Source organism: Methylococcus sp. S1M (assembly GCF_051295855.1).
Taxonomy (GTDB): Bacteria; Pseudomonadota; Gammaproteobacteria; order Methylococcales; family Methylococcaceae; genus Methylococcus; species Methylococcus capsulatus.
In genome coordinates this window covers 53,678-67,621 of sequence record NZ_JBPDXO010000008.1, presented here as the reverse complement: position 1 = coordinate 67,621, position 13,944 = coordinate 53,678, and the positions used below count along the sequence as shown (strand labels likewise).

13 protein-coding genes are annotated in these 13,944 nt (G+C 62.4%); 5 read left to right on the top strand and 8 right to left on the bottom strand.

Going from position 1 to position 13,944, the window contains the following annotated elements; all coding sequences use genetic code 11:
* The first annotated feature begins 4 nt into the window (after window positions 1–4).
* Window positions 5–481, top strand: coding sequence for a YchJ family protein (locus tag ACSHWJ_RS13455; protein WP_218798350.1), 477 nt, complete (start codon window positions 5–7; stop codon window positions 479–481).
* Window positions 482–593: 112 nt separating this feature from the next.
* On the opposite strand, the gene ACSHWJ_RS13450 is transcribed toward ACSHWJ_RS13455, so the two are convergent.
* From ACSHWJ_RS13450 to cmoB, 4 genes are all read right to left on the bottom strand, one after another.
* Entirely contained in the window at window positions 594–1,811 is a 1,218-nt protein-coding gene (locus ACSHWJ_RS13450) for a glutaredoxin family protein (protein WP_218798351.1), read from the bottom strand.
* Window positions 1,812–1,818: 7 nt separating this feature from the next.
* On the bottom strand, window positions 1,819–2,817 hold the full coding sequence (locus ACSHWJ_RS13445) for a zinc-dependent alcohol dehydrogenase family protein (RefSeq protein ID WP_432539919.1): 999 nt from the start codon (window positions 2,815–2,817) through the stop codon (window positions 1,819–1,821).
* Window positions 2,814–3,359, bottom strand: coding sequence for a C40 family peptidase (locus ACSHWJ_RS13440; protein ID WP_017365561.1), 546 nt, complete (start codon window positions 3,357–3,359; stop codon window positions 2,814–2,816). The genes ACSHWJ_RS13445 and ACSHWJ_RS13440 overlap by 4 nt, the downstream gene beginning before the upstream one ends.
* An 81-nt stretch (window positions 3,360–3,440) precedes the next feature.
* Window positions 3,441–4,415 carry a tRNA 5-methoxyuridine(34)/uridine 5-oxyacetic acid(34) synthase CmoB gene (cmoB, locus tag ACSHWJ_RS13435; RefSeq protein WP_218798353.1) on the bottom strand — a complete coding sequence of 325 codons (975 nt, stop codon included), beginning with the start codon at window positions 4,413–4,415 and terminating at the stop codon, window positions 3,441–3,443.
* Between the two features lie 95 nt (window positions 4,416–4,510).
* Between cmoB and hemF the strand changes: the two genes are divergently transcribed.
* Window positions 4,511–5,425: an oxygen-dependent coproporphyrinogen oxidase gene (gene hemF / locus ACSHWJ_RS13430; RefSeq protein ID WP_218798354.1), complete on the top strand. Its 915-nt coding sequence runs from the start codon at window positions 4,511–4,513 to the stop codon at window positions 5,423–5,425.
* Here hemF and ACSHWJ_RS13425 read toward each other — a convergent pair.
* Entirely contained in the window at window positions 5,420–6,073 is a 654-nt protein-coding gene (locus tag ACSHWJ_RS13425; RefSeq protein WP_010961993.1) for an MlaC/ttg2D family ABC transporter substrate-binding protein, read from the bottom strand. The genes hemF and ACSHWJ_RS13425 overlap by 6 nt on opposite strands.
* Window positions 6,074–6,191: 118 nt before the next feature.
* Here ACSHWJ_RS13425 and hemB point away from each other — a divergent pair, with 118 nt between their 5' ends.
* Both hemB and aroE read left to right on the top strand, forming a co-directional pair.
* On the top strand, window positions 6,192–7,196 hold the full coding sequence (gene hemB / locus ACSHWJ_RS13420) for a porphobilinogen synthase (RefSeq protein WP_333687361.1): 1,005 nt from the start codon (window positions 6,192–6,194) through the stop codon (window positions 7,194–7,196).
* Window positions 7,193–8,032, top strand: a complete 840-nt coding sequence (gene aroE, locus ACSHWJ_RS13415; RefSeq protein WP_017365565.1) for a shikimate dehydrogenase — start codon at window positions 7,193–7,195, stop codon at window positions 8,030–8,032. Before hemB ends, aroE begins: the two co-directional genes overlap by 4 nt.
* A gap of 53 nt (window positions 8,033–8,085) precedes the next feature.
* Here the strand turns inward: aroE and ACSHWJ_RS13410 are convergent, their stop codons facing one another.
* The 3 genes from ACSHWJ_RS13410 to ACSHWJ_RS13400 form a co-directional block, all read right to left on the bottom strand.
* The gene (locus ACSHWJ_RS13410; protein ID WP_010961996.1) at window positions 8,086–8,430 is read right to left on the bottom strand and encodes a phenylpyruvate tautomerase MIF-related protein; all 345 of its coding nucleotides are present in this window, start codon (window positions 8,428–8,430) and stop codon (window positions 8,086–8,088) included.
* A 24-nt stretch (window positions 8,431–8,454) separates the two neighbouring features.
* Complete coding sequence (locus ACSHWJ_RS13405) at window positions 8,455–12,408, bottom strand: FG-GAP-like repeat-containing protein (protein WP_333687364.1); 3,954 nt, start codon at window positions 12,406–12,408, stop codon at window positions 8,455–8,457.
* A 340-nt stretch (window positions 12,409–12,748) separates the two neighbouring features.
* The gene (locus ACSHWJ_RS13400) at window positions 12,749–13,291 is read right to left on the bottom strand and encodes a gamma carbonic anhydrase family protein (RefSeq protein ID WP_010961998.1); all 543 of its coding nucleotides are present in this window, start codon (window positions 13,289–13,291) and stop codon (window positions 12,749–12,751) included.
* Window positions 13,292–13,368: 77 nt separating this feature from the next.
* On the opposite strand from ACSHWJ_RS13400, the gene ACSHWJ_RS13395 reads away from it, so the two are divergent.
* Entirely contained in the window at window positions 13,369–13,941 is a 573-nt protein-coding gene (locus ACSHWJ_RS13395; RefSeq protein WP_010961999.1) for a LemA family protein, read from the top strand.
* Window positions 13,942–13,944: the final 3 nt, after the last annotated feature.

Below are 13,944 nucleotides of genomic sequence, written 5' to 3'. Positions count from 1 at the left end.
GCCCATGACCGGCGCGAAATCGAGCTGCCCCTGCGGCAGCGGCCTGACGTATTCGGACTGCTGCGGCGCCTTCCATACCGGCCCGAGCACCGCCCCCACCGCCGAAGCGCTGATGCGTTCGCGCTACAGCGCCTACGCATCGAAAAACGAAGCCTATCTGCTGCGGACCTGGGATGCCCGAACCCGGCCAGCGGCGTTGAACATCGCCGCCGATACCACACGCTGGCTGAGGCTGGACATCCTGCTCACCCGCCTCGGCGGCCCGTCGGATACCGAGGGTAAAGTCGAATTCCGGGCGCATTACCTCGCCGGCTCACGCCGCGGAACCCTCCACGAAACCAGCCGGTTCGTACGGCAGCAAAGCGCCTGGGTCTATCTCGACGGCGAAATCCATCCCGACAGCGGCGAAACCGCCGTCGGCCGGAACGGGCCCTGCCCCTGCGGCAGCGGGAGGAAATTCAAGCATTGCTGCGCCGTGTAGGGGAGCAGCATCGGATCCCTCCCGATTCAGGTGAAGGACGGCCCTCGTCCCCCGGCTCCGCCGGTTCGTCATAAACCTGACCGCCAAGCCATGGCGACCAGACGGCCCAACCTTACCTCGGCATGCCGATCAGGTACAGCCCCAACCCCACCATGACTGCCCCGCTGACCAGTTTGAGCCAGCGGCCCTCGTTTTCCTGGAGCCGGCGCTGGCTCAGGGTGACGACGCCAATGCCGAGCACGATGACGTCGTCCAGCATGTAGGCGAGGTTGTACAGCAGGAGATACGCGTAGTATTCGGCGCCGCCCAACTGCCGCAGGGTCAGGATCCGGGTGTACAGGGCCGGGAACCCCGAGGTGCAAAGGAGTTCGACGAACTGCACCAGGACGGCGAGCACGATGGCACCGACCATGGCGCCCCAGAGGTTTTCCGCCTGCAGGATGCGCCGCATGCGGGCGTAGATGCCCGGCTTGGCGCTCGCCGGTATGGACAGCGAAATGCCACGGCCGTAGGCCCAGAAGTCCTTGAGGTGGATCGATCCGGCCAGAAGGGCGATCGCGGCGATGACGAGCTCCGATACCCGCGAAACGCCTATCCACACGAACAGATTGAGCCAGGCGGCCATGAATGCGAAATAGGCGATTCCTTCCACCGCCACGAAGGTGCCCGCGATCGCCAGCATATGCAGCCGGTCTTTCATCGGCGCCAGCAGCGAGATCATGAGGATCAGCACCCACAGCGAACACGGATTGAAGCCGTCAAGGAGTCCCAGGACGACGGTGAAGACGGGCAATCCAGCCTGTTCGAGGGTGATGCGTCGCCGGAACAGCTCGACCGCGAAGACCTCGGAAGCTGCAGGAGCCGCGGTTTCCGGGCCGCAGCTCAGGGCCGCTTCGGCTTCGCAGCTCTGCGACCCGGCCGGTCCGGCCAATCCCGCGTCGCCCAGCGCAGCGACGATCCGCTGCCCGTCCCCTGATTCATCCGAATAGCCGACGATCCACTGTCCCCGCACCAGAAACGAAGGAACCCGCGGAGTCTCGCGGTGTTCGGCCGCCAGCGCCTGCAACCGGGCCAGAGCGCGCGGGTCTCGCGTGACGTCGCGGACCAAGATACGCAGGCCGGGATGCTCGCGGCCAAGCGTCGCGAGAAAAGCTTCGGCTCGCTCGCAATGCGGACAGCCTTCGCGGACGAAAGCTTCGACGTCCGCCGGGGTCGGCTGAACCATTGCACCGCTTGGAGAGCCTTCCGCTACTGCGGCGCCCGGCAGCGCCATGCAGACGGCCAGCACCCACAGCGAAGGCCAGCGCTTCCAGCCGTGTCGAAGCCCCATGCGTCGCTCAGTCGATGCAGAGCACCCGCTTGCCGGTGGTATGTCCGGCTTCGATGATGTCGTGTACCCGAGCGGCCTCCTCGAGCGGATGGACACCGCTCACGTACAGTTCGAGCTTGCCGTCATCGATCCATTCACCACAGGCACAGAGGATTTCCACGTGGTGGTCCCGCGCTGCGTCCAGCTTGCGCAGCATCGGTACCAGCATCAGTTCGAAGCCGATCCTCAAGTTGCGCATCCGTGCTTCGGCCAGGGAGGTGGCGCCGGTGTCGAGCAGGGTCACCAGGTCGCCGAAATGGGCGGTGCATTCGACGCTGCGGCGAAACACCTCGGGACCGACCGTGTCCAGCACCAGATCGGCGCCTCGCCCGCCGGTCAGAGCGTTGACCTCGGCGACGAAATCCTGAGTCCGGTAGTCGATGGTCTCATCGGCGCCCCAGCCCCTGGCCAGCGCGGCCTTTTCTTCGGAGCCCACGGTGGCGATGACCCGCGCCCCGCGCAGTTTGGCCAATTGCACGGCGACATGGCCGACGCCGCCGGCGGCTGCATGGACCAGGACGGTCTGGCCGGGCTGCAGCCGTCCCCGATCGTACAAGGCACCCCAGGCCGTGATCAGGACCAGCGGACCGGCCGCCGCACCGGCGAACGCGCTCGATGCCGGCATGGGCGCCGCCCAGCGCTGATCCAGCACGGTATATTCGGCATAGTTCCCCTGCTCGGCGCCGAGGCCGCCGTTGCAAAACCAGACCCGGTCCCCGATCCGAAAGCGGTCGACCTCCGCCCCGGCTTCGACCACCTCGCCGGCTCCATCGCAGCCGAGGACCGCCGGCAGGGCATCGTCGTAGAACAGCCCGCGGCGGCGAACCTTGGTGTCGATGGGATTGACCCCCGCCGCCCGGAGCCGCACCTTGATCTGGGTCGGCGCCGTCAACGCCGGTTCGGGCAGGTCGCGCAGTTCCAGCACCTCGGCGGCTTCGCCGGGCCGGGTCATGACGATGGCTTTCATGGATGTCCTCTCCGTTGGGTTCGTTGGCGGTGATCGGCGGCGGCCATGGCGTCGTCCGGCAACCGGTATCGGGAATGCGGCCGCCGCACGCCCAGGAAGCGGCTCAGCCAGTACGGTTTGCTCAGGCTGGAAATCATGACGCCGGCATGGCTGCTGGAGGCATGGACGAAGGATTCGTTGCCGATGTAGATGCCGACGTGGGAATACGAGCGTCCGTCGGTCCGGAAAAACAGGAGGTCGCCGGGAAGGCGGCAATGCTTGGGAACCTCCGGCAGCTTGCTCGCCATCTCGCGGGCTGTGCGCGGCAGGTCGATGCCGTGTCGCCGATAGACGTGCTGGACGAAACCGCTGCAGTCGAATCCCTGTGCCGGTGAGGCTCCGCCCCACACATAGGGCACCCCCTGCAGACTCAGCGCATAGGGCACGACGTGGCCATTGGCGGCAGCCGGTGCACTCCGCGTCACCTCGGGCGTGCTCGCGCAGCCGGACAGCAGCGCGGGAAGCAGCAGCAAGACGAAACGCATGAGCGGAACCACGGCCATCGGCAGTTGAAGCGTTCTGAGTCACGGGCCGCCATTATCCGGACATTCCGCAGCGGGAGAAAGGGCGAGGACCGACTCGGCTCAGGGCGCCTCGGCCAGGAAGATCGCCCGACGCGGCGCGGGATGGCCTTCGATCGTGCGGGACGGATCGTCCGGATCGAGGAAGTCCGCCAACGACTGGAACCGCATCCAGCCGGTCGAGCGCTGCTCCTGGATCGTGGTCGGGGACACGTCGATCAGCCGGGCCTGGCGGAAGCCCGCGCGCGTCAGCCAGGACGACAGCGTCGGCGGCGACGGAACGAACCAGACGTTGCGCATCTGGGCATAACGCCCCTCGGGCACCAGCACCCGGCCCGCCTCGCCTTCGACGACCAGGGTTTCCAGCACCAGCTCGCCGCCCGGCCGCAGACAGCCTTTCAATTCCACCAAATGGTCGAACGGCGAGCGGCGGTGATACAGCACGCCCATCGAGAACACCGTGTCGAAGGCCCGGGTTTCCGCCGGAAAGTCCTCGATACCCAAAGGCAGCACGGCGACCGGCCAGTCCCCGGCGAAATGCCGCACCGCGAGAAACTGCACCACGCTGAGCAGAGTGGGATCGATACCGATCACCGACTTCGCACCGGCCCCCAGCATGCGCCAGGCGTGATAGCCGTTGCCGCAGCCGACATCGAGCACCCGCCGCCCCGCGAGCGGCGCGATGGCTCCCTCCAGCCGCCGCCATTTCAGGTCGGAGCGCCATTCGGCGTCGATGAAGATGCCGTGAATGTCGTATGGCCCCTTGCGCCAGGGGTGGAGCCGGCGCAGAGCGGTTTCGATGGAGCGGCGGGTAGCACCGTCGCAATCCGTATCGCCTTCTATCCTCACGGCGTTCTGGGCGAAATCCAGCCGCGTGGGGACGACCTTCGGCAACTCCCCCAGGAGCTGCATCCAGGCCGGCCAGTCGCCGTGGCGCCCTTCCTGAAAACGGGCCTCGATCCTGGGCAGAAGAAGCTCGACCCAGCCCGGAAAAGACCGGGGGGCCAGCAGCCCGGCAAACAGATCGCGATCGCTCACGCCCCCCCCGCCCGGTCCGCCGGGCCGGCCGTGCTAGAATCCGCCGAGGCCTCGGCACGGTGCCGAGCCGCACCACGACACGGAGGAATCAAGACATGGCCGGCCCCGACATCGAAGCCGTCAAGTCCTATCTGCTGGATCTTCAGGAGAGCATCTGCAATGCGCTGGAAACGGAAGAGCCGCGCGCCCGTTTCGTCGAGGACCGCTGGGAGCACGCCGCCGGCGGCGGCGGTCGGACCCGTGTCCTGAGCGGCGGAGAAACCTTCGAACAGGGCGGCGTCAACTTCTCCCATGTCCGCGGCGCCAGCCTGCCGGCCTCGGCGACGGCACACCGGCCGGAACTGGCCGGCCGCGGATTCCAGGCCACCGGCGTGTCGCTGGTCATCCATCCGCTGAATCCCTATGTCCCCACCTCGCACGCCAATGTGCGGTTCTTCCTGGCCGAGAAGGAAGGCGAGACACCGATCTGGTGGTTCGGAGGCGGCTTCGACCTCACACCTTTCTATCCGTTCGAGGAAGACGTGATCCATTGGCACAGGACGGCCCGGAGCACCTGCCTTCCGTTCGGGGAAGACGTCTATCCCCGGTTCAAGCGCTGGTGCGACGAGTATTTCTTCCTGAAGCATCGCAACGAGACCCGCGGCGTGGGCGGCCTCTTCTTCGACGACCTGAACGAATGGGGATTCGAGCGCAGCTTCGCTTTCCTCCGCAGCGTGGGCGACCATTACCTGAAGGCTTACCTCCCCATCGTCCAACGGCGGAAGGCGATACCTTATGGGGAGCGGGAGCGGGAGTTCCAGCTTTACCGGCGCGGACGCTACGTCGAATTCAACCTGGTTTACGATCGCGGAACCCTGTTCGGACTCCAGTCGGGGGGGAGAACCGAGTCCATCCTCATGTCACTGCCCCCCGTCGCCCATTGGCGCTACGACTGGCGGCCGGAGCGAGGCAGTGCCGAGGAAAACCTCTATCTCAACTACCTGAAACCCAAGGAGTGGCTCGAATCATGATTCCTTGTGGGCCAACGGCTCCTTGAACGCGTTGGCATTGCGCTGCACCAGTTCCTTGATCAGCGGCTCCAGACCCGTCTGAGCGACCTGCTGGGTGAAACTGGTGCGGTAGTTCTGCAGCAGGCTGATGCCTTCGATCAGCACGTCGTAGACCTTCCATTCACCCCCCGTCTGGACCATACGGTAGTTGACCGCGATCGGCTGCGCGCCTTCCTGCAGGACCTCGGTCCGGACCATCGTCTTGCCGGGCTCGGCGCCTTCCTGCATCGGCAGATAGCGGATGTTCCAGTTGGAATACTCGGTAAACGCCGTGGTGTAGGTCCGGACCAGGAGCGTCCTGAACTCCTTCTTGAACCGCTCCCTCTGATCCGGCGTGGCCGTCTTCCAGTACTTCCCCAGCACCAGGATGGAGACCCGCTCGAAATCCACGTGTGGATCGATGATGCGTTCGACCAGTTCGGTCGCCTTGCGGAAATCCTCTTTGTACTCGGGCTTTTGCAGTGAACTCTGAAGCTGGTTCGAGGTCTGCTGAATCACTTGCTGCGGAGGCGAGAGTTGCTCGGCAAAGGCCGATGCTGCAGACACCCCGCATAGCAATAGCACGAATTGCAAGCAACTTGCGTAACGCAATACGGCCTTGGCATTCATGAAAGACTCCTGAAGGGAATGAGGGGAAAAAAACAGGGGCGTCAAGCACGCGGTATCATAGCGTGCAAGCCTTGAGTACACTATACCATTCGATTCGGAAACCACCCAGTTCAAGGACATGCCCGAGACCCGCCCCGGACGCTTCCCGTCCATCCGCCTCCGCCGCATGCGCAGGGATGACTTCAGTCGCCGCCTGATGCGGGAAAACCGGCTGACGGCGGACGACTTGATCTACCCCTTGTTCGTCACCGAGGGCAGCCGGCTCCGCGAACCGGTAACATCGATGCCCGGCGTGGCGCGCCTCAGCCTGGACCTTCTGCTGGACGAAGCAACGGCCGCGTTCGAGCTGGGCATTCCGGCGGTCGCCCTGTTTCCCGTGATCGACGCGGACAAGAAGGATCTGGAGGCCAGCGAGGCCTGGAACCCGGAAGGTCTGGCCCAGCGCGCTGTCAGGATACTGAAAGCCCGGCTCCCCGAACTGGGCGTCATCACCGACGTCGCCCTGGACCCCTTCACCTCGCACGGCCAGGACGGACTGATCGACGAGGACGGCTACGTGGTCAACGACAAGACGGTGGAAACCCTGGTGAAGCAGGCACTGTCCCACGCCGCCGCCGGCGCCGACGTGGTCGCCCCTTCCGACATGATGGACGGGCGCATCGGCGCCATCCGCCAGGCGCTCGAAGCCGAGGGGTTCGTCAATACCCGCATCCTCGCCTACTCGGCGAAGTACGCCTCCAGCTTCTACGGTCCGTTCCGCGACGCGGTAGGCTCGGCCGCGAACCTCGGCGGCGGCAACAAATACAGCTACCAAATGGACCCCGCCAACGGCGACGAAGCCCTGCGGGAAGTCGAACTGGACTTGCAGGAAGGCGCGGACATGGTCATGGTCAAGCCCGGTATGCCCTACCTGGACATCGTGCGGCGGGTGAAGGATCGCTTCAGCGTGCCCACCTATGCCTACCAGGTCAGCGGCGAATACGCCATGCTGAAGGCCGCTGCGCAAAACGGCTGGCTGGACGAGCGCGCGGTCGTCCTGGAGTCCCTGCTGGCATTCAAGCGCGCCGGCGCCGACGGCATCCTCACCTATTTCGCCAAGGACGTGGCGACCTGGCTGAAATGACCCAGCCCGACCGATACGCCGTGTTCGGGCACCCGATCGAACACAGCCAGTCACCCCGCATCCATGCCCTGTTCGCCGCCCAGACCGGCCAGGACCTGATCTACACCGCCGAGGACGTGCCACCCGACCGGTTCGAATCCTGCGTCCGCGCGTTCTTCGACGGCGGTGGCCGCGGCCTCAACTGCACCATCCCGCTCAAGGAGATGGCCTGGCTGCTCGCGGACAACCGCAGCGCCAGGGCAAAGCGGGCGCGTGCGGTCAACACGCTGCTCCTGCGGGGCGATGGCTCGATCTTCGGCGACAACACCGACGGCATCGGTCTGCTCCGCGACCTGCGGGACAACCTCGGGCTGAACCTCGCGGGCACGAAAATCCTCATACTCGGCGCCGGCGGGGCGACGCGGGGAATCCTGGCGCCCCTGCTGGCCGAGCGGCCGGACCGGCTGGTCATCGCCAACCGCACCGTCGCCACGGCGGAAACCCTGACCGTGGAATTCGGCGACCTGGGCCCCGTCGAAGGCTGCGGCTTCGCTGCATTGGCCGGTCGCCGCTTCGACCTGATCATCAACGCCACCGCCGCCAGTCTGAGCGGCGAACTCCCGCCGCTCCCCGCCGACATACTCGCCCCCGGCGGCAGTTGCTACGACCTGGCCTATGCCGCCGAACCGACGCCCTTCGTGCGGTGGGGCCAGGAAAAGCAAGCGGTCGTCAGTGCCGACGGCATCGGCATGCTGGTGGAACAGGCCGCCGAAGCCTTCCTGCTCTGGCGCGGTGTGCGCCCGCAAACACGCCCGGTGATCGAGACGCTCGAAGCCGAGCGACGAACCGCGAAGTGATCCGACGGAGCAACACTCGAAGAAAAATCCGGCCGGGAACGCGTCCTACCCCGTCAAAAGGTGGAGCCGTTCCATCCCCAGAATCCCCCGGCGACATCGGTGAACTCGATATAGACGCGCGCCGGCGCTATCCCGGCGGAATCCTGCAGCAGCGAACACAGGGTCTGGGACAGGGCCTTGGTCTTGCCGGCGGGGAGGCCGATGCTCTTCAGTTCCACGAAAGCCGCCGGCTCGTCCGTGCCGGCAAAAAGCATGGCCGGATTCGAGGTGAGTTCCACCATCACATAGCGTTCCGGCTTGCCCAGTTCGCTGGCCATTCTTTGGGAAGCCGCAGCCAGCAGCGCTTTCGACTTCCCCGGTTCGATCTCACGGTTCATATGGATTTTCAGGTATGGCATGGTGTTCTCCTTTTTGACGACAGCTCAAAGAGGCCACGGCTTCACGCAGTCAAGAATGCGCTGCGTTTGGCCAAGCAGGATTTCGATCTGCTGGGCGGACAAGGACTTGACGCTTTGGCTCCTCAGATGCGCTTCGAATTTCTGCAGGGACGCAAGCGCCGAGGCGTTATCCCTCTCCCCAAAGAACTTTTTCGCCGCCTGCAAATGTGTAACCGCGTCCCCGCTGTGCTCTTCGAATGGAAAAGCTTGACTTGGAACCAGTCGATGCAGCAAACGCATAGACGTTACAGGGCGCAGTGGCAATGGAGGATCAATGGAAGAAGCAGAGAGTGGCTGCGGCAGGTATCCAAGCATGTCGGAAATGATAGGGCGCGGATCCAGAGTCACATAGAGTTTGGTATGGGTGCGGATACCTTCTGGCCAAAGGTCGAGATAGATGTCGTGAATCCCGCAATCATCAGCGTCGTAGATCGTTTTGAGATGATAGAAACTGCCGCCCCGGATATGGGAAACGGTTTCGTACTCAAAGGCCTTGCCTTCCTTTTCCGGATTGCCATCGTAGAAAAGGGCGGTGAGGTGATCGTGGTCGTTTTCGGCATGTACGTTCGCTCGGACGGTCACTTTATCTCCGAGGAGCGCGATTCGCTTCGAAAGCTGGATCCGATCGAGTCGCACATCTCCGCTGCCATTGCCGGCGTGGCTCGCGCCTGGGGCATTGGGCGGGGCGACATAGAACAAACTGGGATAGAAACCGACGTTGTTGCTGTACGCTTCGACCAGCCCTGCGGCATCGGTGATGCTGGTAAACGTACCAGGTAGTTGGTAGAGACCGTGGCCGGGCATCTCCCCGATGAGGTTGCCTTGGGCGTCCTGCATCCATACGAGCACCCAAAACGCGAGATATTGATCGGCATGGGCGGTGGTGTCCAGTTTGTCGGTGCTGGCCAAGACCCAGTTCGGCTGCTGCTCCTCGACTGAGTTGGTTTGCGAATTGAACCCCGGGATCGGCGCGAGCGAAACCTGATCGATCAGGAAGGCATCGCCGGCCGGTATTTTCGTCGTCTCATCGAATGGCTGGCCGTAGAATCGAACCTGCACCGAACTTCCCGGCGGCACATCGGTCGTCGAATAGTTGTAGACGCGGGCCTGCAATCGCACTTTTTCGCCCGCGCGCGCCTTCGCGATCTGTGGACCCTCCCCGTTTGCTTCCCCGGGCGAGATCAGCAAACCTTTCATCCATAAGAATTGACTGGTCCAGAGACCATCAGGATCCCAATCCGGGGCGTTAAAGTTCGCACACCAGGTTCCGGGCAACCCGGGCTGGACCAACAGGCAATTGGGAGCAAGCTTGTTACCCTGGACGATGGTCCAGCGAGCCGGATGGTTCAGCGCGACGTCGGGCAGTGAATAGGGGTTTGTCTGCCACCACGAACCGCTGTTTGGGTTCGTTGGATCGGCTGTATATTCCGCGCGCAGGATGCCGTTCGTCTGCACGTCGGTACCGAGATCGAGCTGTTGCGTGTCCGGATCCGGCTTGGTGCCAAAGATGTACGAACCTACCATATATTGGTAGTTTTGGGGGTCAAGAAAGGTACCGGGTTTGATGATACCGACCCCCGTGGACGCCCCCACTGAAATGGTCGAGGTATTGAGATTGCTGATCGATTTGCTGCCATTGTACGAAAAGTTGAACGAGCCACCGGCTCCCACCTTGGCGTTTCGCGAAATGCTAAGGTCCAGGAACCAGGAATAGTTGTGAGCCGAACCCACGGTCACGGTACTGCCTTGACCGGCCGACCAGTTCGTTTTTTGCGTCTGCTGAGAGCCGTCGGTGGCGAAAAGCTGCGGGGAGTTCGAAGTCAATAAATCGATGTTCGGTTCGAATTTTTGGAGCTGCTGCAAACTCCAAGGATAGGAGAAAACATTGAAGGGTTCGTGTACGGGCTGGTACCACTCCACCTTGGCGCCGTCCAAATGAGCATAGCTGACATCGCTCGGCCCGGAAAACATCACATTGAGCTGCACCAGTTCGCTGGGGCTGCACAGAGGCGTCGGCGAGCCTGGCTTCGGCGGGCAAACATACTGTCCGATGACTGGATAGACGTATATGTTTTGCGTTTCATCTTTGATCCAGATATCGTCATCTATGGTGGTCTGCACACTCAAATCAAACGCGTACTTGGAGTATTTATTATATTTTTTTGCCACCGAATCCTGCCACTGCTGAGTAGATCCGGCTTTTACTGTGATCGATATAGTAGATACGTCTGGCACGCCCCACGAGTAAGATCCAGAAATACTTTCTGTAATGGAATGACTGAAGCTGGTGGTGCTTTCTGACGAGGATTGATTGGATTGCGATTGCTCCATCTGGTAGGTGCTGGAGAAACCCTTATGACCAGATAGATTCAACACTTCAGGTTGCGTTCCATCGGCCGGGGTGATCCAGTCCACGTGCTGGGGCGGCATGGAGAGGATCGTCAGGGGCTGCGTGAAAGTCGAAGTGAGCTTCGTCGGATTCCCGAGCAAGGCGGAGCGGCCTTGGGTATCGCCCGCCATCAGATGCGAGAAGCCGCCTTGTGGTCCGGTAAATTGGACATTCCCGCCCGGAACCGGCGACAGCGCATAATCTTTGGACGGGTCTACGTGGAACAGCCAAAGCTGGGCTTGATACACGGGCTGGTGGACAGGGGGAGGATTATAAGTGCCCTTGTACCAAAGTAGCGCGATCTCGAGCTGGATCGGCTGGTTCTGCTCGATTTCCTGATCGAAGTTGCCGACGGCGACCGAATAGATTCCAGCGGAGTATACGGGATTTCCCTCCTGATCGTGTTCCAATAAGCTAAAAATCTGCTCCCTGGGTTTATAGATGTTGAGATTGCTGTCGAGGGTAAACACCGCGACATGCGCATATTCTCCTGGCGTTTCCGTGGTGGTGGCGACGATCTGCTCCGAGTCACCAAAAAAGTCGAGATTGTCGCTCACCATCGCAATCTTCCAAACGCCGTTACCGGTCGCGCCCCAGTTTTCCGTATCGGCCACCGCGATGCTGTATACGGTGGGATTGGTGCTGGCCACTTCGACCTGCAGCGAACGCAGGTCCACATGATCTGTGTCGCCAAGGCTGTATTTGTACATGAGGACGAGATCGGAAAGCGGCAGCGCGGTCTGCGGATTGACGGCACCGCTGTACACGCCGGCCACCATGGCCATCTCCAAATTGGTACTCGATGGAATGGTGAATGCCGTGGAGCCGGAAGGCGCGAGCGAGATGTTCGCGAGGCGCCCTTGGCTGTCGTGAGTCACCGTCACGGTGTAAATCGTGACGGTGACGTTATTGTTCTGGGCGGCGGCGAGCGCCACTTCCGGTACGCCATCGCCGTCGAAATCCCCGGCGGCCAGGACTGCCCACTTGTTGGTCAAGTCGAAGGGCGCCGCACCGGCTTCGCTGTAGAACAGCCCATCGTCGATTTTTTCGACGTTTTTTGCGGTGAGGATATAGATGCTGTTGCCGACGAGGTAGGCGAAATCCGCATAACCGTCGCCTGTGAAATCCGCCCTCGGAAACTGGTTCAAGTTCGGAGTGCCGCTTACGTTGAGAGGGAAGGTGCGGGTCACCGTGCCGTTTGGATTCTGATCTTGGATCACGACCGAATCCTGGACCACCGTGACCAACACGTCGCGCGGCAGCTTGAACATGCGCCCGATCCCTGTGGCGTAGCTTCCAGGATTGGGGAGATTGCTATAGCTCTGCTGCGAACCCAGGCCACCGTTTTTCGTTTGCACGATCGTCTGGACCTGCAATCCCGTAGGGCTCATCTGGGTGACGATGAGGTCGTCCACCGGAAACAGACGGCGCTTGCCGGAGAGGATGTCGCCGATCTTGGAAAAGTCCGGGTCGGCTGAGCAGGGCTTGGCCGGAACAAGACCCAGCAGAGCGATTGCGAGTATGAGTGCGAGATGGATGGTTCGTGACATGGTAAGCTCCTTGACGAATGGCACCAAATTGCCTACGTCTGCCAACAAGCTCACATACGAGATTCCGCTTTCCTAGAATAGGAGTCGGAATTCTAAAACCAGCTTTTTTGGGCTTGTCAAGATGAATCCTTGCAAAATTCGGCGGGAGCGCCCTCCCGGAAAATCCATCCATGTCTGGTCACCCATGGAACTGCAGAAAGCCCTATGGGGAGCCGAGATCGGACGGACCGCAAACGGTGTTGCGTTTTTTCCCGGCAGGAGGTCTCCATCCCTATGGGCACAAAGCTTACGGAACTCAGGATGACCTTGCCCTCGGCCCGCGAGTCTTGCGCATGTTGGGTCACAACATAACACCGTCGCGCAAATACCGCTCCTTTAGCCTGACGTAACCGTCGCGGGAATGGACGAGGAACTCGAGTTCGGAGTCCTTCAGTGGCCGCGCCTGTCTGACGGGCGATCCGACGTAGAGGTAGCCGCTTTCCAGGCGCTTGCCCGGCGGGACCAGGGTACCGGCACCGACCATGACGCGGTCCTCGATGACGGCGCCGTCCATGACGATGGCGCCGATGCCGATCAGGCACAGGTCGCCGATGGTGCAGCCGTGCAGCACGGCGCGGTGGCCGACGGTGACGCCGGCGCCGACGATCAAGGGGAATCCGGCTTCGTTGAAGGCGCTGGGCTGGGTGACGTGCAGCACGCTGCCGTCCTGGATGTTGGTGGCGGGGCCGATTTCGATGCGGTGGACGTCGCCGCGGGCGACCACGCAGGGCCAGATCGAAACATCGTCGCCCAGGCTCACGTCGCCCGCCACGAAGGCGCTTTCCGCCACGAATACGTTATGGCCCAGTGTGGGGTGGATACCATTGTAGGTCTGAATCGCCATCTTTCCTCTCTGCCGGTCGGCGTTCTGGCGATGGCCGCCGGCCGCTATACTGGACCCCACGCAGGAGGAGAGTCGCCATGCCCATCGCCGGTTTCATATTTTTCGGGGTGCTGATCCTGATCGCCCTGTACGTGATCCTGATCTATAACCGTCTCGTGCAACTCAAGCATGATACCGTAAAAGCCTGGGCCAACATCGACGTGCTCCTGGCCCAGCGCCACGACGAGCTGCCCAAGCTGGTGGAAACCTGCAAGCAGTACATGAAGCACGAAAAGGAAACGCTGGAACGGGTGATCCAGGCCCGCGGTGGCGTCTCCGCGGCCCGCAAACATCACGACGTCCGCGCCCTGGGCGCAGCCGAGGGCGAGCTGCGTCAAGGCTTGATGAGCCTTTTCGCCGTAGCCGAGAACTACCCCGAACTGAAAGCCGACCAGTCGTTCCGGATGCTGGAGCGTCGCATCACCGAGCTGGAAAGCTCGATCGCCGACCGCCGCGAGTTCTACAACGATCACGTCAACGCCAACAACGTACGGCTCGACCAGTTTCCCGACCTCGTCATCGCCCGCCTGTTCGGCTTCAAGCCGTTCGACCTGCTGGAATTCTCGGATACCGACACCAGCAACCCGGACCTGCGCGCCCTGTTCGGCTGATGG

What these genes read in the sequence shown, in the direction of transcription:
- hemF (WP_218798354.1), top strand. Translation starts at nt 4,511, where the DNA reads ATGGCCGGCCCCGACATCGAAGCCGTCAAGTCCTATCTGCTGGATCTT.
- ACSHWJ_RS13400 (WP_010961998.1), bottom strand. Translation starts at nt 13,291, where the DNA reads ATGGCGATTCAGACCTACAATGGTATCCACCCCACACTGGGCCATAAC.
- aroE (WP_017365565.1), top strand. Translation starts at nt 7,193, where the DNA reads ATGACCCAGCCCGACCGATACGCCGTGTTCGGGCACCCGATCGAACAC.
- ACSHWJ_RS13405 (WP_333687364.1), bottom strand. Translation starts at nt 12,408, where the DNA reads ATGTCACGAACCATCCATCTCGCACTCATACTCGCAATCGCTCTGCTG.
- ACSHWJ_RS13450 (WP_218798351.1), bottom strand. Translation starts at nt 1,811, where the DNA reads ATGGGGCTTCGACACGGCTGGAAGCGCTGGCCTTCGCTGTGGGTGCTG.
- ACSHWJ_RS13455 (WP_218798350.1), top strand. Translation starts at nt 5, where the DNA reads ATGACCGGCGCGAAATCGAGCTGCCCCTGCGGCAGCGGCCTGACGTAT.
- ACSHWJ_RS13395 (WP_010961999.1), top strand. Translation starts at nt 13,369, where the DNA reads ATGCCCATCGCCGGTTTCATATTTTTCGGGGTGCTGATCCTGATCGCC.
- ACSHWJ_RS13445 (WP_432539919.1), bottom strand. Translation starts at nt 2,817, where the DNA reads ATGAAAGCCATCGTCATGACCCGGCCCGGCGAAGCCGCCGAGGTGCTG.
- hemB (WP_333687361.1), top strand. Translation starts at nt 6,192, where the DNA reads ATGCCCGAGACCCGCCCCGGACGCTTCCCGTCCATCCGCCTCCGCCGC.
- ACSHWJ_RS13410 (WP_010961996.1), bottom strand. Translation starts at nt 8,430, where the DNA reads ATGCCATACCTGAAAATCCATATGAACCGTGAGATCGAACCGGGGAAG.
- ACSHWJ_RS13425 (WP_010961993.1), bottom strand. Translation starts at nt 6,073, where the DNA reads ATGAATGCCAAGGCCGTATTGCGTTACGCAAGTTGCTTGCAATTCGTG.
- ACSHWJ_RS13440 (WP_017365561.1), bottom strand. Translation starts at nt 3,359, where the DNA reads ATGGCCGTGGTTCCGCTCATGCGTTTCGTCTTGCTGCTGCTTCCCGCG.